Source organism: Paraburkholderia sediminicola (assembly GCF_902859805.1).
Classification (GTDB): domain Bacteria; phylum Pseudomonadota; class Gammaproteobacteria; order Burkholderiales; family Burkholderiaceae; genus Paraburkholderia; species Paraburkholderia sediminicola.
This window is the reverse complement of the sequence record NZ_CADIKC010000018.1, coordinates 80,426-102,613: the sequence shown is the minus strand read 5'-3', so window position 1 is coordinate 102,613 and position 22,188 is coordinate 80,426. Positions and strand designations below refer to the sequence as shown.

General features: G+C 61.6%; 11 protein-coding genes and 1 pseudogene. 8 read left to right on the top strand and 4 right to left on the bottom strand.

Features of this window, described 5'->3' with window-relative positions; genetic code table 11:
- Window positions 1-12: 12 nt before the first annotated feature.
- The gene (locus R8871_RS36130; RefSeq protein ID WP_175054691.1) at window positions 13-654 is read right to left on the bottom strand and encodes a glutathione S-transferase family protein; all 642 of its coding nucleotides are present in this window, start codon (window positions 652-654) and stop codon (window positions 13-15) included.
- A 128-nt stretch (window positions 655-782) separates the two neighbouring features.
- On the opposite strand from R8871_RS36130, the gene R8871_RS36125 reads away from it, so the two are divergent.
- The 6 genes and pseudogenes from R8871_RS36125 to R8871_RS36100 all read left to right on the top strand — a co-directional run bounded on the left by R8871_RS36125 (window position 783) and on the right by R8871_RS36100 (window position 6,361).
- Window positions 783-1,697 (top strand): LysR family transcriptional regulator, encoded by a 915-nt coding sequence (locus R8871_RS36125; protein WP_175054690.1) that lies wholly within the window; start codon window positions 783-785, stop codon window positions 1,695-1,697.
- Window positions 1,698-1,998: 301 nt separating this feature from the next.
- A complete protein-coding gene (locus R8871_RS36120; RefSeq protein WP_246288001.1) occupies window positions 1,999-2,904 on the top strand; it encodes a TauD/TfdA dioxygenase family protein in 906 nt (301 codons plus the stop codon).
- Window positions 2,905-2,962: 58 nt separating this feature from the next.
- Window positions 2,963-3,220: pseudogene (locus R8871_RS36115) on the top strand (ABC transporter permease); the annotation flags it as partial.
- Window positions 3,221-3,356: 136 nt separating this feature from the next.
- On the top strand, window positions 3,357-4,763 hold the full coding sequence (locus R8871_RS36110) for a selenium-binding family protein (protein WP_175054688.1): 1,407 nt from the start codon (window positions 3,357-3,359) through the stop codon (window positions 4,761-4,763).
- Window positions 4,760-5,443 (top strand): hypothetical protein, encoded by a 684-nt coding sequence (locus R8871_RS36105; RefSeq protein WP_175054687.1) that lies wholly within the window; start codon window positions 4,760-4,762, stop codon window positions 5,441-5,443. The genes R8871_RS36110 and R8871_RS36105 overlap by 4 nt, the downstream gene beginning before the upstream one ends.
- Window positions 5,444-5,650: 207 nt before the next feature.
- Window positions 5,651-6,361 (top strand): SDR family NAD(P)-dependent oxidoreductase, encoded by a 711-nt coding sequence (locus R8871_RS36100; RefSeq protein WP_175054686.1) that lies wholly within the window; start codon window positions 5,651-5,653, stop codon window positions 6,359-6,361.
- Window positions 6,362-6,428: 67 nt separating this feature from the next.
- Here the strand turns inward: R8871_RS36100 and R8871_RS36095 are convergent, their stop codons facing one another.
- The 3 genes from R8871_RS36095 to R8871_RS36085 all read right to left on the bottom strand — a co-directional run bounded on the left by R8871_RS36095 (window position 6,429) and on the right by R8871_RS36085 (window position 11,983).
- Window positions 6,429-8,645, bottom strand: a complete 2,217-nt coding sequence (locus R8871_RS36095) for a TonB-dependent siderophore receptor (RefSeq protein WP_175054685.1) — start codon at window positions 8,643-8,645, stop codon at window positions 6,429-6,431.
- Window positions 8,646-8,841: 196 nt separating this feature from the next.
- Entirely contained in the window at window positions 8,842-11,166 is a 2,325-nt protein-coding gene (locus R8871_RS36090) for a sensor histidine kinase (protein ID WP_175054703.1), read from the bottom strand.
- Window positions 11,167-11,173: 7 nt separating this feature from the next.
- Window positions 11,174-11,983 (bottom strand): response regulator transcription factor, encoded by an 810-nt coding sequence (locus R8871_RS36085; RefSeq protein WP_175054684.1) that lies wholly within the window; start codon window positions 11,981-11,983, stop codon window positions 11,174-11,176.
- A gap of 443 nt (window positions 11,984-12,426) precedes the next feature.
- On the opposite strand from R8871_RS36085, the gene R8871_RS36080 reads away from it, so the two are divergent.
- Together R8871_RS36080 and R8871_RS36075 are read left to right on the top strand one after the other, a co-directional pair.
- Window positions 12,427-14,394: a YadA family autotransporter adhesin gene (locus R8871_RS36080; protein ID WP_175054683.1), complete on the top strand. Its 1,968-nt coding sequence runs from the start codon at window positions 12,427-12,429 to the stop codon at window positions 14,392-14,394.
- Window positions 14,395-15,676: 1,282 nt separating this feature from the next.
- Window positions 15,677-22,120 (top strand): ESPR-type extended signal peptide-containing protein, encoded by a 6,444-nt coding sequence (locus R8871_RS36075; protein ID WP_175054682.1) that lies wholly within the window; start codon window positions 15,677-15,679, stop codon window positions 22,118-22,120.
- Window positions 22,121-22,188: the final 68 nt, after the last annotated feature.

The window sequence follows — 22,188 nt, the reverse complement described above, 5'->3', positions numbered from 1 at the left end:
GCATTTCTCTGGTTAGGCGGCGAGCAGTCCGGCCTTCGTCGCAGGCATCGCGATGAAGCGTGGCAGCGCTTCGACACGGCGCAGCCACGCCCGGATATTCGGGTACGGCTCGAGCGATACGCCGCCTTCCGGCGCATGGGCGATGTACGTGTGCGCGGCGATGTCGGCAATGCTCACGTGGTCTCCCGCGGCGAAGTTCTTGCCGGCCAGCTCGGCGTCAAGCACGTCGAACAGCTTGTTGGCGATCTTCTGCGCGGTATCGAGATTGAGCGGCGCACCGAATACCGTGACCAGCCGCGCTGCGCACGGTCCGTAAGCGATCTGTCCGGCCGCGAGCGACAGCCACCGTTGCACGGCGGCGGCGCCGAGCGCGTCTTCCGGCAGCCATGACGGGTCACCATAGCGTTTCGCCAGATAGACGAGGATTGCGTTGGAATCGAACAGCACCGTCTCGCCGTCTTCGATCGTTGGGACCTGGCCGAACGGATTGAGCTTCAGGTATTCCGGACGACGATTGTCGCCGGCAGCCATATTCAGCTCGATCACTTCAAAGGGCAGATCGAGCAAGCTCAGGAACAACTTCACGCGGTGCCCGTGCCCGGAGAGGAGTGTGGTGTGAAGGCGGATCGGCTGGGCGGGTTTGGCGGCAGACATTGAAAGCTCCTGGGGCGGGGAAAGCCGACAACCGTCGACTGGAATGGGGTAAGCGTACCGGCTCGCGGCGCCGCGCAGAAGCCTGCTAAGCTAGAAAACATAATCAATCAAAGATGGACAATCGGCGAATGGCAGATCTGAAAGATGTCAATCTGAACCGCCTTGCGATTTTCGTTGCAGTGGTGGAAGCGGGCTCGTTTACCGCCGCCGCGGCGCGTCTCGGCCTGACCAAAACCATGGTCAGCACGCATCTGCAGCGGCTCGAGCGCGAAATCGGCGCGGGTCTGCTGGTCCGAACGACGCGGCGGCTCAGCGTGACCGAAAGCGGGCGGGCCTTCTACGAGGCAAGTTGCAAGATCTTGCAGGCGGCGGAGGAAGCGCTATCGGCCGTGTCGGGGGAATCGGCGCCGTTACGCGGCACGTTGCGCGTGAATGCGCCGATCGACTATGGAGCGTTGGTGGTGACGCCCGCGCTGGTGGAGATGCGCCGTGCGTATCCGGAACTCGACATCGAACTGGTCTGCAACGATCACTATGTGGATCTGATCGCGGAAGGCATCGACGTGGCCATCCGTCTGGGGCAACTCGCCGACTCGGGCTACCGCGCGGTGAAGCTGGGTGGTTTCGTCAAATGGATCGTCGCGAGTCCGGAATTCATCGATACCTGGGGCAAGCCTAAGACACCGGCTGCGCTCGCGCCCATGCCGCATGTTGCGCTATCTGTGTTGCAGCATCCGCTGACGCTTGAGTTGCAGCGGGCGAAAGGCGCAAAACAAAGCGTGCGGTGCGAGAATGTTCTGCTGGTGAATACGGCCGATGCCGCCCGTGCGGCGACACTGGCGGGTGGTGGCTTCGGATTGCTGACTGATTTTTCGATCGCGGACGACGTGGCGGCGGGTCGGCTGGTCCGCCTGTTGCCGGATTGGACCGGCAAACCCAAGGGCATCTATGCGGTCTTTCCGCCTACCCGGTATCCGACGGCAAAGGTACGCGCGTTGATCGACGTGATCAGGAGAAGGCTTGAGCCGCCGGTAAACGGCTAGCGTCGGACAGAGCATACTCGCCAATGGTGAAGGCCTCACCTCCTATCAACGCTGGAACTTGAGCACGAAGCGGGCTGAAATCACCGCGGCTTCGACCACCGCTTCTGGTGGATAGGCCCTGCAGCGAACAGGGGCTTGGGGCCGAACGCGGCCCGCAGCGCGTTAAAGCATCGGGGTTATCACTCCAGCAGATAACCGTATGGGATTTGCTTCGTTGTCGTCGCGCGCATGCACCGGTAAATTCGTCTGACTTCGCCTTTGCCGGCGTCCTTCGAACAGATTCGACGAAGAGCTTCCTGTGATGACTGCCTTTACACCTACCGCCGCCAGTGCCGCTGGCCATGCCAATCGAGCCGGGCACATCGAAATTCGCGCTTTCGATGGTCCAGTCGGCGCTGAAGTTCTGGGGCTCGATCTCCGTGAACCGCTGAGTCAGGAGGATTTCGCACGCATTCACCGTGCGCATCTGGACCATCACGTGCTGGTGTTTCGCGATCAACGCATTACACCTGATCAGCAGATTGCCTTCAGCCGCCGCTTCGGCCCGTTGCAGATTCACGTGCTGCATCAATTCCAGTTGCCGGGTTATCCGGAGGTGCTGGTCGTCTCGAACATCGTCGAGAACGGTCAGCCGATCGGTCTCGGCGACGCCGGTCATTTCTGGCATTCCGATCTGTCGTACAAGGAGAAGCCGAGCCTCGGGTCGCTGCTGCACGCTCAGGAACTGCCTTCGGAAGGCGGCGACACGCTGTTCGCCAACATGCATCTCGCGTGGGACACGTTGCCGGCGCACTTGCGTAACGCGGTGGAAGGGCGTTCGGCTGAACATACGTATCTCGCGAAATATGCGGAATTGCAGAAGCGCAGCCCATGGCGGCCGAATCTGTCGGCGGAGCAGATCGCACAGGTGAAACCGGTTGTGCAGCCGATTGTGCGCACGCATCCAGAGACCGGGCGCCGCGCGCTCTTCGTCAGCGAACATTTCACGACCCGTGTGATCGGCTTGCCGGAAGACGAGAGCAAGTCGCTTCTCGAAGAAATTTTCGCGCACAGTGTGCGCCCCGAGCATTTGTACCGGCATCAATGGTCCGAACACGACATGGTGTTCTGGGACAACCGCTCGCTAATGCATCTGGCGGCCGGCACGCCCGATCATCTGCGTCGCAAACTGTATCGCACGACGATTGAAGGCGACGTGCCGTTCTGACGGCAACGCGGCCCGCCACAACCACGATACGTGCTGACGGCGATGTTCAACCTGTTGCCTTCCATCGCGCTGTGGCCGCTTGCGCGTGGGCTGGGCCTTTGCGTTGCGCACACTTATCGCCGCGGAACTCGTATTCGGAGCGAGTTCCGGCAGCAGTGGGCCTGGGTGGTATATCTTTGAGAATCGCAACGAGTTGTATACGGATCGCGTTTTCGCCGGGCTGGCTGCGGTCGTCGTGATTGGCCTGCTGATCGAGCATCTGGTGTTCGATATGCTCGAGCGCGTGAGCGTTCGGCGTTGGGGCGTGCGGCACTGACGGTCCGACGGCGCGACAATGAGAGTGCAGCAACGCGCTTGAGTATGCCGAACGGCGAAGCGCGCTGAAGTTGGCGAAATAACCGGTCGCTCTCGCCGCGACCGGCCCCGAACCAGATCGACAGGAGGACCCCGTCATGGGAATGCGCCCAGATCCTACGTTCCACGCATCGCCGAAACTCGCCATGGACGCGCCAGCGGAAGACTTCGCTTACACGCTGCTGCTCAGTCCCGATTTCTCGCAGCCCGATGCGCTCGCTGTTGTCGACGTGAAGCCCGGATCGCCCACTTACAGCCAGGTGGTTCACACGGTGCCGGTGCCGAACAAGGGGGACGAATTTCATCACTTTGGCTGGAATGCGTGCTCGTCGTCACTCTCGCCGCTGACCGGCCACGCCTTCCTCGAACGGCGTTATCTGATCATTCCGGGCATGCGCTCCTCGCGCATTTACATCGTGGATACCAAGCCCCATCCGACGCAGGCGAAAATCCACAAGATCATCGAACCCGAGGAAATCTTCCGCAAGACGGGCTACTCGCGTCCTCACACGGTTCATTGCGGACCTGAAGGCATCTACGTCAGCACGCTCGGCGGCGCGGGGAAGGATGGCACAGACGGGCCGCCGGGGATTTTCATCATGGACTGCGAGACCTTCGAGGTTCTCGGCCGCTGGGAAATCGACCGTGGGCTCCAGGAAAAACACTACGATTTCTGGTGGAACCTGCCGCGCGACTACATGGTGTCGAGCGAGTGGGCGTTGCCGCCGCAATTCGAGAATGGGATCGTCCCCGAAGATCTTCTCTCGAACAAGTACGGGCACCACATCCACTTCTGGGATTTGCGGGCGAGGCGCAACGTGCAGACGATCGACCTCGGCGCCAACCATCAAATGGGCCTCGAAGTACGGCCCGCGCACGATCCCAGCCGCGAATACGGCTTCATCGGCGTGGTGGTGGATACGACGAACCTAGAAGGATCGATCTGGACCTGGTGGCGGGAGGATGGAAAGTTTCACATCGAGAAAACCGCGACGATTCCGCCCGAGCCGGCGGACCCAGAACTGCTTCCGCCCCTGCTTCAGGGATTCGGCGCGGTGCCGCCGCTCGTCACCGATATCGATCTCTCCATCGATGACAAATTCCTGTACGTCGCCTGTTGGGGGACCGGCGAAATGCGCCAGTACGACGTGACGGAACCCCGCAAGCCGAAGCTCACAGGATCGGTCCACATCGGTGGGATCGTGCGGCGCACGCCTCACCCGAACGGTCAAACCTTCGCGGGTGGTCCGCAGATGGTCGAGATCAGCCGTGACGGGAAACGTGTCTACTGGACCAACTCGCTCTACTCGACGTGGGACAACCAGTTCTACCCCGACGGCGTGCCCGCGGCACAGGTCATGGCGCGGGCTGAACCGGGCGGCGGCCTTGCGCTAGCCGACGACTACTGGGTCGACTTTCCCGACGGGTACCGGGCTCACCAGATCCGGCTCGAAGGCGGCGACTGCTCGACCGATTCGTTTTGCTACCCGTCGGTGGGGATTTGATTGGGAGCGGCTGGCCGCAGACCGGCCTCTGGTTAGCCGTCGCGGCGAGCGGCCTCTATCACGGGCTCAACCCGGCGATGGGATGGCCGCTTGCCGTTTCGAGCGGGCTGATGGACAAACGTGCTCGGGCGCTGTTCTCCGCGCTTCTGTATCTCGCGGCGGGGCATGTGTTGGCCATGTTCGTAGTGATCGTGCCCTTCGCGATGCTGGCGATGCTGCTCACCTGGCAGCGCGAGATCCAGATCGGCGCGAGTGTGCTGGTCATCGGCTTTGGCGTCTGCCTTCTGATCTGGCGGCGCCATCCGCGGGTACTCGCGCGTATCCCGCCGTCGCGGCTTGCGCTCTGGTCCTTCGCCGTTGCTATCGCGCACGGCGCTGGACTGATGCTGGTGCCGATCTACCTCGGCCTTTGCCGGTCCTACGACATGGACCGTGGGCATCAGGCCGCGCGCACCCTGATCGACGCCAATCTGGGCATGGCGCTGCTTGTCTCAGGCGTCCATGCGACCGCCATGATCGCCGTCGGCGGGCTGCTGGCCTGGTTGGTCTATCGCTACCTCGGGCTCAAGTTCGTGTCACGGAGCTGGTTCAACCTGGACGCAGTCTGGGCATCGAGCCTCATTCTGGTGGGCACGCTTTCGTTGGTGTTGAATGCCGCGGTGCCTGGCGGCGAGGGCTGATAGGGGCGCGGGGCTCGCGTCGACCCACGGCAAGTCACCCGATTCGTTCGCACAGGACGTCACCGTCGATCCCATTTGTTCCGCTCACGCAAAATAGTTTGTCCATAGCGGGTGTTTGCTCAGCGCGTGAATACACCTAGATTAGGCACCTATCGGAGCCACCGGCCCGGTGGGCAAGAAAGCCCAATCTAATATTCGAGGTATTCCATGAGCACGTCGCAAAAGGTCGTAGTTGTTACTGGCGCATCGCAAGGCATCGGCGCCGAGACCGTCAAGGCATTCCGCAAGCTTGATTACCGCATCGTCGCAACGGCACGCAGTATCGCGCCGTCCGACGATCCCAACATCGTGACCGTGGCGGGGGACATCGCCGATCCCGCGACGGCGCGTCGCGTGATCGCCGAGGGTGTGGCGCGCTTCGGCCGCATCGACACGCTGGTCAACAACGCCGGTGTCTTCATTGCCAAACCATTTACCAGCTATACCTCAGAAGACTACGCTGTGATGACGGGCGTGAATCTGAACGGTTTCTTCTACATCACGCAGTTGGCGATCGCCGAGATGGAGAAGAACAACAGTGGCCATGTGGTCAGCATCACGACGACCCTGGCCGACCACGCTATCGACGGTGTGCCGTCGGTGCTGGCATCGTTGACCAAAGGCGGTCTGAACGCCGCCACGAAGTCACTCGCAATCGAATATGCGAAGCGTGGCATCCGTGCGAACGCGGTTTCACCCGGCATCATCAAGTCGCCGATGCACTCAGCCGAAACGCACGGGGCGCTCGGCGCACTTCACCCGATGGGCCATATGGGCGAGATGAGCGACATCGTCAACGCGATCCTGTATCTGGATGCGGCGCCGTTCGTGACGGGCGAAATTCTGCACGTCGACGGCGGTCAGAGCGCTGGGCACTAAAGCAACACGGGGGCGCTGCCGGTTGCGCCGTTGTCTGACGCGCCCCCAAAAAATCGGGGATGCTTCGTCACCAGGTGTATTTCGCGTTGGCTAGCACGGTTCGCTCGTTGCCGAATGCGCAGACCGAGTACGATTGGCAGCCGCTGATGTAGTGACGGTCGAACAGGTTTGTCGCGTTCAGTGTGAAACGCCAGTTGCGCATCTGATAGTGGAGCGCCGCGTCGTACAGCGTATAGCTTGCGACCGTCAGCGAGTTGTCCGGCGCACCGGCGGACGAGCTCTGGTAGCGGATCCCACCACCAATCCCGAAGCCGGCGAGCGCTCCTGTATGCCATGTCCAGTCGGTCCACAGGGACGCCATCTGGCGAGGGCGAGGAATGTCGACCGGCCAGTTGTTCAGCGACGCGTCGTTTGCCTTTACGCTCTTCACGTCCTGATAGATGTACGACGCGATAATGGAGAGTTCGCGCGTCACGTTTCCGACCGCGCTCAGCTCGATACCGCGCGAACGCACCTCTCCGGTCTGCACGGAAGACGTTCCTGTCGGATCGAGGTTCGTCGGCGCCGGTGTCACGACGTTCGTCTGGTTGATCTGATAGACGGCTGCGCTCAACATCAGGTTCTTGTGGGCCGGCTGCCAGCGCAGGCCAGCCTCGATCTGCCTGCCGCGCGTCGGCGCGGGCAATCCGCCGCCGAACATGTCTACGCCGATGACCGGATTGAACGATGTCGAATAGCCAATGTACGGCGACAGCCCGTAGTCACCCTGGTACGTGAGGCCGACGCGGCCCGAGAACGCGCTGACATCCTGGTTGGTCTGCTTACGGGCCACGTAGTCGTTGAGGCGCGTGTTGACCCAATCCTCGCGGCCGCCGAGCGTCAAGGTCCAGCGATTCCATTTGACCTGGTCCTGCGCGTACACGCCGAACGTGTTCATCGTCGTGTACTGCTCCTGGCGGCCGAGCGACGTCGGGCCCGAGAAGATCGCGGTCGTGATCGGCGTGTAGACCGGGTTGTAAAGGTTGAGCTCCGGCGCCAGTGCGAGCGATACGCTGTCGGTCGTCGTTTGCCGGTTGTACTGAAAGCCGAGCAGCACAGTATGCTCGAGCTGGCCAGTACCAAAACGTGCCTGCGCGTTGTTGTCGATGTCGAAGCGGCTGTAATTGGGCTGAAACAGCCCTGCGTAACGCGTGATATCGGTCGTGCTGCCCGGGGCAAAGCCGCCGCCAAAGACCGACGCGTCGCTGAGCGACAGGTGCATCCAGCGCAGGTTCTGGTTTAACGTCCAGATGGAATCGAGGTCGTGCGAGAACTGGTAGCCGAGCGACGATTGCTTCTTGCGGTAGTCATTGAATGTCGGTTCTCCCGTGTAGACGTCATGCGACAGCTGCCCATTCGGGTTTGGCACGACGGTGCCCTGCGCAGGCAGGAAGTTGTGCGAAATATCATTCCAGTCTTGCAGGTAGGTCGCCGTGAGCGTCAGCGAAGTGCCAGCATCCGGTCGCCAGCGAAACGACGGCGCAAGCGCGACGCGTTGGTCCGCATGCGGTCCGGTCACTGCGTTGCCGTCGCGCGCGTCTCCCACGAAGCGATACGCGTATTTACCGTCGGCGTCGAGCGTGTCGCCGATGTCGAACATTATCTGTTTGCGCGCGTAGTTGCCGACCTGCACGTCCACCTCGCGCACGCGCTCGCCGTCGGCCCGTCTGGTTTGCACGTCGACGATCGCACCCGGATCTCCTGCCCCATACAGAACCGACGTCGGCCCGCGTAGCACAGTGATGCTGTCGATCATGTACGGGTCGACGCGCCAACTCGCAATGGGCGTTGTATTCGGCGCTTGCAACCCGTCGATGAACAAGGTGGGAGTAAAGCCGCGCAGCACCGCATACAGGTCTGTGCGGCTGTCGGATCCAAACGATGCGAAGCCTGGCAAGTAGCGCAGCGCCTGATTAAGGTCGGTCGCGCCGGTCATTTCGATCTGCTGCGCAGTGACGACGTTGATCGTTTGAGGAACTTCGGCGATCGGTGTGTCGGTCTTCGTGCCGGTCGCGGTGCGTTTGCCGACGAGTCCGACTGACGCCGCGTTTGCCGCGTCTTCCACTTTAATCTCCGACAGCGTGACGCCGGGTTTCACATCGGCTTGTCCCGCGACGCTTGTCGCTTGCGTGTCCTTCGCTGGTTGTGTCACCTGCGCGTACGCATGGCCCACAGTCGCTGCGCAAAATATCCCCTTCACTGTCACTGTGATCGCACGCTGCCTCGTGCCTATCGTCCACACCATCTTCTGCTGCTCCGTTTTGCTGGCAACCTGCTCGGCCGGCCGTTTGTCAAGGAGCGACAGCCATCCGGCCGCCGCCTTATTTGTCCCCGGTGAGCGTCGCACGCTTCAGTGGCGTGTCTTTCTTCGTTGCGTTGCGCACGAGTGTTTCGAGGATATCGGCCGAAAGTTGCACTAGCTTGAAAACAGCCAGGCTACGTTAGCAGGCGCGTGAGACGTCGTATGTTTTGTGTGGTGCGAGAGCAAGAGCCTCGATGCCTAGGAAATCCAACGCTTCGAGGCAATGCCGCATGTCAGTCAGAAACGCGGTACATGTGGGATGAGCGTTGGTCATGTTTTCTATCCATCGTTCTATGTCAGTCAGGCGTCCGTCTTTCGCAAGAACGGCCAGTTCCCGGCGATCGCTCTCTGGAGGAACGGCAACGGCGATTGCGTGTTTGCGTTGTGAGCGAACAGGAGCAGAACCGCTGGAAGAATGCGCGACGATGTTCGACGGCAACGCCTCCTCATCTGCCGCAGATGGAACGATGAGTTCGAAGGTAAACGAGGTGCCGCGATGCGGTGTACTTGACACGCGCAAGTCGCCGCCCATGGTGTTGACGATGCGCTGCGCAATGATAAGGCCAAGCCCCGTGCTACCGTTCACAGCCTGTATCTGGCGAAAAGCCGTAAAGAGTTTCGACTGCGCTTCAATGTCGATGCCGATACCTGTATCAGCGACTTCAAAACTCATGTGCCATTGATCGTCCTGCAGGCGCGCGCTCACCGTCATCGTGACGAAGCCGTCGCGAGTGAACTTGGACGCGTTCGAGAGCAGATTGAGCAATACCTGTTGCAGCCGGCGGCCATCGATCGTCAGCCGACGGGGTAACGACGTCAGTGCCTGATAGTTGAACTGATTGTTCAACTGCGAGCAGAGTGCGAGCGCGTATTCGGCAATGTCATTGAGAAGTGCAGGCAGGTCGGTTGCGACCGGGGCGATATCCAACGGCTGCAACTCAGTTTTCGCGTACCCGACCAGTTCGTCGATCAGGCCGAGTTGATAGTTCACGCTGCGCTCGATTGCCTGGATCGGTTTAACCTGCTTCGAATCCGCCAGTTCCCGCAACTGTCTGGCATAACCCGTGATCGTAGCCAGTGGCGCACGGAGGTCATGACTCACGTAACCCAAGGTTTCGATCAGCTGCTGGTTTTTCTCCTCGGCGTAAAGCAATGCTTCATTCAATTCCAATGTGCGCTGCGCAACCTGCTCGCGTAGCCGGTCGTGTTCGGTTCTTTGCCAGTCTGCAAGTTCGGTCCTCGCCGCTATTCGCTGCTTTCCGACGTGGTTTATCCACGCTGCAAGCACAATGAGGTTGGTGGCCAAACCAATGATTGCAACAACGGGGTTCGGATGAATGTCGGACTTCAACCAGACGAGCGCCGTGGGCAAAGAGCCAAGCGTTTCGACCATGCGCAACGCAAAGCTGAACAGCGAAAAGATCATGACGAGCAGCATGATCCGCGCGGTGGGGGTCGACTGACGCGCGAGGTGTGCAGCGATAATCACCGTGAAGACGCCGAACAGCGCATTGACATACACGCCGACTTGCGAGAACACGAACAGATTGCCGAATGCGGCGCCTATCGCTGCGACACACTCCAGCAAAGCAAACCCGAACAATATGTAGCGCGCAGGCAGATTTGCCTTTTCGCTGTGAGAGATGCGTAAGATGAAGACGATGAACAGCAGGACGGCAACACATCCGAGTACCGTCACACTTCTGGCGCTCCACTCGGTTGCGAGCGGCCACAAATATATCTTCGTATAGCCGCGATCCGCGGCTTCGAACAGCGCTGTCATGGCACACAGTGCTGTCAGGACGAGAAACGAGGCACTGCGGGAAAAATAGGCGATGAGCAGCGCGCACCATGCGAGTGCGAGCGTTCCGCCAATCAGTCCGCCGTCCCAGAGTGCTGCGCGTTTCTCAAGCGCGTCGTATGCCGCTGCGGTATACAGCTTGGGTTGGAGCGTGATCGCGGTATCGCTGGCTACCCGGATGAGAAAAAGGCGCTGTTCACCGGGAGCGAGCGTGAAATCGACCAATGGATACCGCGACGAGAACGACCGGGACGTGGGGAGGGCGGGATCGATGCCGTCATGTGTCCAGTGGCTGCTGTACCCAGAGTAAAAGTCCACTTTCTGGAGACGCGCGTCCTGGAACACGAGCACGAGTGGGAGGTCCGTTGAACTACCGTTGCTCACCGCCACGCGGAGCCACCATGCCGAGTGGGTGAAACCCGGCTTGAGTCGATTCCCTTGCACGGGAAGGAAGCCTCGCGTGGCTGGCGTGGCTCCCGCGGACAGTGTGAGTATGTCGTCCAACGTCATCGTGCCCGAGACGTCTTCGAATACCCGCACCTGGTCCAAAGTAGGAACCCGTTGCGTCTGCTTCCCAGTGGTGTCGAGACCGACTGCAAAAGAGTGAGTGGCCCACCAGCTCAGACATAAGAACAGTAAGCGGCGCCATCGAGCTGTAGTCATGATGTCGTTACTCCGCCTCAAGGGTGGGTTCCGCGGTATCAACCAGATCCCGATTGCGAAATTCTTCCCGATAGCTTGAAGGGGGCGTACCAAATCGCTCACGAAACGCCGTGGCGAAATTTGCAGCGCTGGAAAAACCAATTTCTTCGGCGATGCTGGCGATACTCAGTGACGTACTACTCAACAGCTTTTGCGCAATCCGCAAGCGTTCGTCCCGGAGATACTCGAATACTGTCCGGCCCAGGTTGTCCCTGAACGCACGCGACAGTCGTTTTTCATTGGTCCCCACCAGGCGCGCGAGTTGTTCGACCGTTGGCGCGTCGTTCAGCCTTTGCGACAAATGTCGAATGGCGGCGCGAACGATGACGCTGTTGCCTGTGAAGTCCGAAGCGGATATCTCATCTTCCGTATCCCGTTTGCCGCGCGTCCGGGCGAGGTGAACGCGAATCCTTGCAAGTACCTCGTCCGCCTCGAATGGCTTGAGCACATAGTCCACGCCACCGATTTCCAGACCGTTGATCCGATCGTGAAGGTCACCGGCCACGGTGAGAAATATGACGGGAATCTCAGAGGTGCGAGGATCCGCGGCAAGAAGCCGGCAGGCGGCGAATCCATCCATCCGCGGCATCCGTACGTCCATCAGGATCAGGTCGGGCGAAATCGCCAGTGCTCGTTGATACGCCTGCGACCCGTCGAATCCGACGCTGATCCGGCATCCAGCGTTGCGCAGCACATCAATTAGCAATCGAAGCTGGTCCGGCTGGTCGTCTACCACAAGAAGATGGGCATCCGTGAGGGCACTGTTTCGGGGCGACATCGTGTAGGCGAAAGAAGCTGACGGGTAACTGTCTGGTTAACGGCGGCTGATTGCGCAGCTTGAGGCTCGTCGGGATCGGTCGCCAGCATAAAGCCGCGAAGCGTATCAGATTGTTAATTCAATTTAAATCGAGCGGTTTCCGCACGGATATCAAAAGAATTTTCCCTCCGGCAAAGGATTTCGTCCCTCTGGCAAAACGATTGTGGCAGTAACGCTGCCCATAATTCTTCGCGTCCTTACACAAAATTTCTAATTCAAACATTTGTGGCCACGGGTGCCAGTGGCTTGACTGTGGCGGTCGACGCGTTGCAGCGATCGCCGCTATCGGATGGCGTGCCGGGAAAAACCAGACGGCATGGGCAAGCTAAAGACTCAGATAGAGCGTGACGGAGACCAGACATGAATCCTTTTATTGGCCATTAGACGAGTGAGAACGGAACGTAATGAATAAGAGCAGATATAAATTGGTTTGGAATCGCCGAATTGGCGCACTGGTCGCGGCAGCGGAGACGCAGCGCGGCGTGCAGGGCGAAGCGGGACAAGCGGAAATAGGGCAGGTCGGTCGACCGCTGAAGTCGAAAGTGGCACTGGCTGCACTCACGGCGCTCACGCTCTCGGCTGGATATGCACATGCAGATAACCTTGCCGTTGGCGGCGAGGTCGGTGGGACGACGGCAACGATAGGGGGTGCAACGGCACCGTCCGCGAGTACAGGGGGCACGAATCCCGCTGTAGCGGGTGACGCGAGCAACACAAGTCAGAATACGGCGGTCGGGATTAATGTCACCGCTAATGGCGGAGCTGCAACCGCTCTGGGTGATACGGTAACTGCGAGTGGCCAGAACGCCACTGCAGTTGGCGCAAATTCGGTCGCGACCGGCACCAGAGCAGTGGCGTTCGGCGGTGGTTCGAGCGCGGCAAATGCTGACTCGACTGCGCTTGGCGCTCTGGCACACACTACTGCTCAGTTTTCAACGGCGGTCGGCACCAATAGTTCAGCCGCTGGCGGAACGGCGGTGGGTTTTCAGGCGAACGCGAGCGCGGTTGACGCTACGTCCATAGGTGTGGATTCCGTTGCGTCGGGGATCGGTAGCGTTGCAATTGCCCGCGCACAGGCGACTGCCCAGAATGCAATCGCTATTGGTGAGTCTTCAACGGCAAGCAACGTATCTGCCGTGGCCGTAGGCACCGGAGCAAACGCGAGCAGCAACAGCGCCACGGCAATTGGTCCCCTGGCGACAGCAAGCGGCGGCAGCTCGACGGCGCTCGGCAATTCCAGCGTGGCGAGTGGCGGATCGGCCATTGCAATTGGTCAGTCGTCAACCGCATCATCAGTCACTTCTATCGCAGTCGGATTTAATGCGAATGCCGCATCGGCCAATGCGATCGCGCTGGGCACGCTCACTCAAGCAACAGGCGCCAATTCAATCGCAATCGGTAACGCAGCCGCAGCTTCGACCGCTGAATCGACAGCACTCGGTTCCGGCGCCGTCACACGGGCAGCAACGAACGTGAGCAGCGTCACGCTGAACGGCGTGACGTTCGGCGGTTTCGCGGGCGCGGCACCAACCGGCGTCGTAAGTATCGGCGCGGTCGGTCAGGAACATCAGTTGCAAAACGTAGCCGCAGGCCAGATCAGCGCAACGAGCACGGACGCGGTGAACGGCTCGCAACTCTTCTCGATTGCCTCGCAAGTCTCGGCACTTTCGAGCAATCTGACGTCAATCACCACCACCGTCGACAGGATTTCGACATCCGGCTCGAATGGCACGGTTGCGGACCCGACAGGTACGGCAGTGGGTAACAATTCGGTCGTATCCGTTCCCAATGGAACGGCGGTCGGTAACGGTTCGAACGTTTCGGGCCAGGATGGCACGGCAATCGGCACGAACTCGACTGTCACGGCTGCGCGTGCAACCGCAATCGGCACGAATTCCAAAGTCACAGGCACGGATTCGACCGCAATCGGCACCAACAGCCAGGCGAGCGCGAATAATTCGGTTGCCCTGGGTGCAAATTCAGTTGCAGACCGGGACAACACGGTTTCGGTTGGTGCGCCGGGTGCTGAGCGTCAGATCACCAACGTTGCAGACGGTACGGCTCCGACCGATGCGGTCAACGTGCGACAGCTGAATGGTGCAATCAACAGCGTTCGCGATGACATGCAGAAGTATCGCCGTGACGCGAGCGCGGGTACAGCATCCGCAATCGCCATGGCGAACTTGCCGCAAGCTGTGTTGCCGGGTGAGAAGGTTGTAGCACTCGCGGCCGGCAACTACGGCGGGCAGTCCGCGATGGCTGTGGGTCTCTCGGTCGCGACGCAAAAGTGGATGGTTAAAGGCTCGGTCACCACGGGCGTCTCTGGTCACGGCTCAGTGGGCGCAGGCGCGGGCGTTGGCTATCGCTGGTAAGTAATTTGTCGGTATCCCGCCGCCGTCGCCCTTGTGTTGCGGCAGCGGGAGAAGCGCCGCGGAAGTTGGCAGAGGAAGACCATGTTCATAAAAGTACGAAGCGACACGAAAAGAAAATGCTTCGATAAGGCGCCCCTACTTCTACGAGAAACGGATCAGTTGGCGCGCGCAGATATTGAAGGAGTAGAAGCGTCCGGGAACACAGTGCCACGAATATGAATTTCCATTTCATTTTCGCTCTCTGACTTTCACGAGGGCGTGAGAACAATGGCGAGGCTGGAAGAGTCTTCGTTATCTGTATCGCATGAATTTCATCAATAAGAATTGTTTCATAAAACTGACTTAGAAAGGTGCCGGGGAAAGTATGAAAAGCCTTTGGTTTTCCGTAAGGAAATCCTGACAGGAATTTGGTTGTTTGGAGAGGCGAAAGGATTTTGCAATCCATCACGTTCCACCCATCGATGATTGTCGCAGAAGGGCTCAGCAGCCCAGTAGTAGTGATATATGGCCGCGCCGCAAACGCCATGCTGTGTCGAGCGCGACACAGACAAAAAGGCGAATTCGCAATGGGTTCGTGGTCTGTCAATTGTTAAATTTCGCAATGCCCAGATATCGCAAAGGCTTTTTGTAGACAAATGAAAAGACCTATGAGAAAGTTCCCGCGGACTCTTATCTTTCTTTCCATTACACGATTTAATAAAGAGAGAAGTCGCATTTGGTGGGAATAACTTGGCGGCCTTTGTCTCACATAGTGCGCAAAATGCTGCGAGAAAGAAAAACGGTGCGTGTAGCCTGGCGCAAGACTATTTGTCATGCCACGAGCCGAGGGAACGTTGCAACAGGCTACTGAGGGGGCAGTAACGATGAATATCCCAGTCGGAACAGAGCCGGGCGCTGGCTCGGCGAAGAAAGCGCATCAGTCTGGCCGGCAATTGGCGCTCCGCCACGCGACAGCCTTTCCTCCGCTACACCCCTTCGGGCCTTCATAAACCCGTCATTCGTCGATCGTCTCAGCGGCCGGCAAGCCGAAAACTGGCCATCTGACCGACCCTCATCGTCTACTTAGTCATGCGAATTCCTACGTCAGCATGGGTATTCGCTCGCGCTCAGGATTCGTCATTCACCGAGGGCGGAAGCAACTTGCCTCAGTTCCAACGCTGAAGCAACGCGCGCCGTAGTGAGACGTTTTAAACACCATAAATAGGCATCCTGAATAAACGGGATGCATGCACACGCTCGTGCTTAGGAACTTCTCATTTCAATTACCTGGTGAGGCAACGACATGAACAAGGCATATCGGACCATCTGGAACAAGGCGCTCGGCGCCTTCGTAGCCGCGTCGGAGTTGGACACATCGCGCGGCAAGGGAAAGTCAGGGGCGGCTGCTTCCATATGCGATGGGCGCAGCGCTGAACATTGTGAATGTGGTGAATGTGGTGCTGCGGCGTTGCACGGTTCCAGCCCCCGTGTCGTCACCGTACTGTTGTTGATGGGTTTGGGGGGATGGGGCGCGCAGGCGCAGGCGCAGCTGAGCTGCGCGTCGGCGCCTTATAACTTCTATAGTGGCAGCACCACGTGTGTGGGCCAACAGTCTACCGCCTCTGGCGGCGGAGCCACCGCGGTAGGTTATGGGGCCAGCAGTACGGGCATTAATGCCTTGTCCTTCGGCTTTCAGGCCATTGCCAATGGTATCAACGCCATTTACGTGGGCGCGCGCACTGCTCCGGGTACCGGCGCGACCGCGCAGTCGGCGATTGGCATCGGTACCGATGTCGCCGCTAGCGGCTCGGCGGCCATCGGGATTGGCGTTGACGCTGTCTCGAGCGGCAACCAGTCGACTGCCGTCGGCCCCTTGGCGAAGGCAACTGGAGATAACGGCGTTGCACTGGGTGCGAGCGCCAACGCCGCCGCGTCGGGCGCCGTCGCATTGGGCAGCGGAGCCACAGGCTCGCAGACCAACGGTATAGCCGTTGGCTCGGGCGCCAGTGCCACCGGTGCCAACTCCGTTTATCTCGGAGCGCGCACCGCTGCAGGCACCGGTTCGACGGGAACTGCGTCCATTGCCATTGGCACCGACGTCACCTCTAACGCCGACTATGCCACCGCGATTGGCTTCCAGGCGTTGGTGAGCGGGCCTGGCGCCGTCGGGATGGGTTATATCGCGACAGCCTCCGGGACGCACGCTGTCGCTGTCGGCTTTCAGTCGATTGCCAGCGGCCTCAACGCCATTTATCTCGGGCCGCGTTCTGTCGCAGGCACGGGCGCAACGGCGGCGGGTGCGATTGGCATTGGCACGGACGTGGCTTCGTCCGGTCCCTCGTCGCTGGCAGCTGGCACAGTGGCCAACGCCTCGGCACAGAATGCGGTGGCATTAGGGGCGGGCGCCGCCGCCTCAGGGCTCAACTCGCTCGGCATGATGAACGGCTCCAAAGCGAGTGGTGCAAATGCAATAGCGGTGGGCGGAGCGGATTCCGTCGCGGAAGGTGGTGCGTCTACTCCGGCGACGGTGGCGGGCGCCGCGGCGTCAGGCATTCGCGCCATTGCGATCGGCTCCGGCGCGAACTCGGCTGGCTCATCGTCCATTGCGATAGGCGACTCGGCTCAGACAGGGGCTAACACTGATGCCCTCGCCATGGGTACCTCCGCGACGGCTAACGCGGCCAATGCCTCTGCCATCGGCAATGCCGCAAGTGCGCTCGCCGCCTCCACGGTCGCCATCGGCGACGGCAGCACCGTCGCTGCCGCCGCCGGCGCGGGTTCGTTCGCCGGCGGCCATAACTCCCAGGTACTCGGTGGCACGGGCGCAGTGGCGCTCGGTCAGGCGCAGACTGCCAGCGGCAACGGCGCGGTCGCGATTGGCGATCCCAATACCGCGACCGGCAATGGTGCGGTCGCCGTGGGTGCGGACAATACCGCCACGGGCAATGGCGCGGTCGCGCAGGGCAACGGCAACACCGCCAATGGTCAAGGCGCGGTCGCGCTGGGCAACGCGAGCAATGCGAACGGCGCGAGCGCGCTGGCGCTCGGCGATTCGGCGGTGGCCAACCAGGCTCGCGCGATTGCGCTGGGTGCCGGCGCGTCAGCCAGCAACGCAAACGACGTCGCGTTGGGTGCGGGCAGTACAACCGCAGCGCCGCATACGGGCACCACTGCGCTTTACGGGGGCACGGCGGCGGGCATCGCGAGCGCGGCCAATGGCGTGGTGTCGGTTGGCTCCGCTGGGAAGGAGCGGCAATTGCAGAACGTGGCCGCGGGCGTGATCTCGGCTGCCAGCACAGACGCAATCAACGGCTCGCAGCTGAATACGGTTGTCACCGGCGTCAATAATCTCGGCGCGTCGACAGCGGGTACCTTGGGCGGCGGCGCCAGCTATAGCGCGGCGACCGGCGATCTGACCGGCTTTAGCCAGCCGGTCAACACCGTCAGCACGACCGGGGCCGTCAGCGGACCCACGCCGCAAACGACGGTTGCCGGTGCGTTGAGCGCGCTGAATACGAATATCGACAACACGGCCAACATCGCGGTCAAGTACGACGCGGCGGGCGGTACGAAGATCACGCTCGGTGCGACCGGCGGCGCGGGAGCCGGGTCTCCGGTGACCATCACCAACATGGCGCCGGCCGCTTTGAACGCGACGAGCACGGATGCCGTGAACGGCTCCCAGCTTTTCGCCACCAACCAGCAGGTCACAGCCAATACGACAGCGATTTCGAATATCAACAATGGCGGCGGGATCAAATATTTCCACACCAATTCGGTGCTGGCGGACAGCGTTCCCACCGGCACTGACGCAATCGCAGTGGGACCGGCGGCCAATGCGTTCGGCAACGATTCGATCGCCCAGGGTCTGAATGCGGTGGCCGGCGTGAACGGCGCACCGACGACGGCCAACGACATTGCCCTGGGCAACGGGGCTCAAGCCACGGGCGGCAATTCGATCGCCCAGGGTGCCGGGGCAACCGCGAACACGGCCGGCGCCATAGCGATTGGTCAGACGGCAACCGCTACGGGCGGCAAGGCCGTGTCGATCGGCGTAGGCAATACGGCCAGCGGTAACGGCGCGGTTGCCATCGGCGATCCGAACTCGGCGATCGGCACCGGTGCGATAACCATGGGCGCGAACAATACGTCCAACGGCCAGGGCGCGGTGGCGCTCGGCAATGCCAATACAGCGACCGGGCAGGGCGCCGTCGCGCTCGGCAATGCGTCGCAAGCGAACAATGCCGGTTCGGTTGCGTTCGGCGACGCTGCAACGGTGTCGGCCGCGGCGACGCAAGGCGTTGCGATTGGCTCCGGCGCCACCGTCACCAACGCCGGTTCGATAGCGCTGGGTGCGGGAAGCGTGACGGCTGCCGCGGTGGGGACGCCAGGCGCGACGATCAACGGGACCGCGTACACGTTTGCCGGCACCACGCCGGCGAGCACGCTCAGCGTCGGCAAAGTGGGTGCCGAACGCACCGTGACGAATGTTGCCGCGGGTCAGTTGAACTCGGCCAGTACCGACGCGGTGAACGGGTCGCAGTTGTACGCGACCGATCAGGCGGTCGACGCGCTTTCCTCGACGGTAACCGCCAACAAGACGCACTACTACAGCGTCAACGACGGCGGCACACAAGGCGCCAACTACGCCGACGACGGCGCCACTGGCGTGAACGCCCTCGCTGCGGGTGTCGGCGCGCTGGCTTCGGGGGTAAGCAGTACGGCACTGGGCAATGGTGCCCAGGCGCTGGCGAACAACGCAACAGCATTCGGCCTGCAGGCGACTGCTTCGGTCGTTGGCGGCGTGGCGATTGGATCGGGATCGGTTTCCGATCGAACGGTTCTGCCCGGCGTCGGATCCATCGCCAACGGCTCCCACGCGATTCCGTTCAATACCTCCGACGAGACTTTGCTGGGTGCGGTGTCCGTTGGCACTAGCACGGCTTACCGCCAGTTGACCAATGTCGCCGACGGCACGCAGGCGCAAGACGCAGTCACCGTCAGGCAACTCGCGGGCGCATTGTCATCGTTCTCGGTGACGGGCACGAACTATTTTCACGCGAATTCGACGGCGGCCGATTCGCTGGCCGTGGGCGCGCAGTCGATTGCTGTTGGACCGACGACCGTCGTCAACGGAGACAACGGTGTCGGTGTCGGCAACGGGGCAGTCGTCGATGCGACGGCGCCCGGCGGTCTCGCGATTGGCCAGCAAACGCATTCGGCCGCGGCCGACGCAATGGCGCTCGGCAGCGGCGCGGTGGCGAGCGGTGCGCAGTCGATCGCGCAAGGCGCCAACGCGAATGCCGCTAACCAGGGCGGTGTGGCAGTGGGTTCAGGCGCGCAGAGTAGCGCCACGGACGCCGTAGCGCTTGGCGCAGGGGCGAGCTCGACGTTCGCCAACAGTGTGGCGCTGGGCAGCGCATCGACAACCGCCGCAGCGGTGGTGACGACCGGCGTCACGATCAATGGCACGGCCTACACGTACGCCGGGACTGCCCCGACGAGCACGGTGAGCGTGGGCAGCGTGGGTAACGAGCGCACGGTGACCAACGTGGCGGCGGGCCGGGTGAGCGCGAGCAGTACCGACGCGGTGAACGGCTCGCAGCTGTATGCGACCGATCAGGCAGTCAGCAGTCTGTCCACGGTGATCACCGCCAACAAGACGCACTACTACAGCGTCAACGACGGCGGTACTCAGGGTGCCAACTACGCCGACGACGGCGCCACCGGCACCAACGCGCTTGCGGCAGGCGTGGCCGCCACCGCGGCCGGCGCGAACAGCACGGCCCTGGGTCAGGGCGCGGTGGCCAATAACGCCAATGCCGTTGCGCTGGGCAGTGGCTCGACCACGGCTGCTGCAGTGGCAACGACTGGCGACACGATCAACGGCACGGCCTACACATACGCAGGGATTGCCCCGGCAAGCACGGTGAGCGTGGGCAGCGCAGGTAACGAGCGTACGGTGACGAACGTGGCGGCGGGCCGGGTGAACGCGACCAGCACCGATGCGGTGAACGGTTCGCAGTTATATGCGAGTGACCAGGCGATCAACAGTCTTGCGAGCACGGTCACAGCCAGCAAGACGCACTACTACAGCGTCAACGATGGCGGCACGCAGGGCGGCAACTACAACAACGATGGCGCAACCGGCACCAATGCGTTGGCGGCGGGCGTCGGGGCGACGGCCGCCGGCGTGAGCAGTTTCGCTGGCGGCAACGGCGCTGCCGCACAGGCGAACGACGCGCTTGCGCTGGGCGCTCTGTCGAGCGCCTCGGTGGCGGGCGGGGTCGCGATCGGCTCGGGATCGGTGTCCAATCGCGCGGTCCTGTCCGGTATCGGTTCAATTGCGAATGGCTCGCATGCGATTCCCTTCAACACGTCGGATCAAACCTTGCTCGGCGCAGTATCTTTCGGCAGCGCGGCCGGCAACACGTATCGCCAGTTGACCAACGTCGCGGACGGGACGCAGGCACAGGATGCGGTCACCATCCGGCAGCTTGCGGGAGCGCTGTCTTCGTTCTCCGTGACCGGACAGATGTACTTTCACGCGAATTCGACGGCGGCGGATTCGCTGGCGGTCGGCGCGCAGTCGATTGCCGTCGGACCGACGACGGTGGTCAACGGTGACAACGGCGTGGGCATTGGCAACGGCGCTATCGTCGATTCAACCGCACCGGGCGGCGTCGCAATCGGCGAAAGTTCGAATGCGGCACAGGCCGACGCGATTGCGCTCGGCAGCGGTTCGATCGCAAGTGGCGCCCAGTCGATTGCACAAGGGGTGAACGCGAAGGCTGCGAATGCCGGCGGCATTGCGATCGGCTCGGGGGCGCAAAGCAGCGCCGTCGATGCAGTCGCGATGGGCTCCGGCGCGAACGCGTCGATGACAAACAGCGTTGCGCTGGGCGCGGGATCGGTGACCACGGTTGGCGCGTTGAGCAACTACATTGCGTACGGACTGAGCAGTCCGCAGTCGTCCGCGGGCGAGGTCAACATCGGCAATCGGCAGATCACCGGCGTGGCAGCCGGCAAGGCTGGAACCGATGCGGTCAACGTAAGCCAGCTTGCCGCAGTCACCACGCAGTTGACCACGCTGATCAACAATCAAAGCGGGGGCGGTGGCGGTGGCGCCCCGTTCTCGTCCACTCCGGGTTCTTCACCCGCGTCCACGGGCTCGAATTCGTCGGCGGGCGGGCAGGGCTCGGTAGCTTCCGGCTCGAATAGCACGGCGGTCGGCAACAGTTCGCAAGCCAGCGCGAATGGCGCGACCGCGGTAGGCGTTGGAGCCGCCGCGAGTGGCAATAACTCGGTGGCGCTGGGTTCCAATAGCTCGGACGGAGGCCGAAGCAACGTGGTGTCCGTCGGCTCGCTTAACGATACGCGGCAGGTGGCAAATGTGGCTGCGGGAACGCAGGGGACGGACGCAGTCAACGTGGACCAGCTCAATGCCGGGCTCTCACAGGCCAATGCCTATACCGATCAACGGGTGGACCAACTGCAGTCGGGAATCAACTCCGTCGCGCGCAATGCTTATTCCGGCATTGCCGCGGCGACGGCATTGACGATGATTCCGGAGGTCGACAAGGACAAGACGTTGTCGTTTGGCATCGGCACGGCGGGCTTCCGCGGCTATCAGGCCGTCGCGCTCGGCGGAACCGCGCGTATCACCGAAAACATCAAGATGAAAGCAGGCGTCGGTATGAGCCCCGGCGGCACAACCTTCGGGATGGGTGCAGCCATGCAATGGTAGAGCGCAGACGCCTTCGCTCAAGTGCGGACAACGTGATCGTGCGCCGAACCGGACGTGCGAAAAAATAG

What these genes read in the sequence shown, in the direction of transcription:
- R8871_RS36130 (WP_175054691.1), bottom strand. Translation starts at nt 654, where the DNA reads ATGTCTGCCGCCAAACCCGCCCAGCCGATCCGCCTTCACACCACACTC.
- R8871_RS36125 (WP_175054690.1), top strand. Translation starts at nt 783, where the DNA reads ATGGCAGATCTGAAAGATGTCAATCTGAACCGCCTTGCGATTTTCGTT.
- R8871_RS36120 (WP_246288001.1), top strand. Translation starts at nt 1,999, where the DNA reads ATGACTGCCTTTACACCTACCGCCGCCAGTGCCGCTGGCCATGCCAAT.
- R8871_RS36110 (WP_175054688.1), top strand. Translation starts at nt 3,357, where the DNA reads ATGGGAATGCGCCCAGATCCTACGTTCCACGCATCGCCGAAACTCGCC.
- R8871_RS36100 (WP_175054686.1), top strand. Translation starts at nt 5,651, where the DNA reads ATGAGCACGTCGCAAAAGGTCGTAGTTGTTACTGGCGCATCGCAAGGC.
- R8871_RS36095 (WP_175054685.1), bottom strand. Translation starts at nt 8,645, where the DNA reads ATGGTGTGGACGATAGGCACGAGGCAGCGTGCGATCACAGTGACAGTG.
- R8871_RS36090 (WP_175054703.1), bottom strand. Translation starts at nt 11,166, where the DNA reads ATGACTACAGCTCGATGGCGCCGCTTACTGTTCTTATGTCTGAGCTGG.
- R8871_RS36085 (WP_175054684.1), bottom strand. Translation starts at nt 11,983, where the DNA reads ATGTCGCCCCGAAACAGTGCCCTCACGGATGCCCATCTTCTTGTGGTA.
- R8871_RS36080 (WP_175054683.1), top strand. Translation starts at nt 12,427, where the DNA reads ATGAATAAGAGCAGATATAAATTGGTTTGGAATCGCCGAATTGGCGCA.
- R8871_RS36075 (WP_175054682.1), top strand. Translation starts at nt 15,677, where the DNA reads ATGAACAAGGCATATCGGACCATCTGGAACAAGGCGCTCGGCGCCTTC.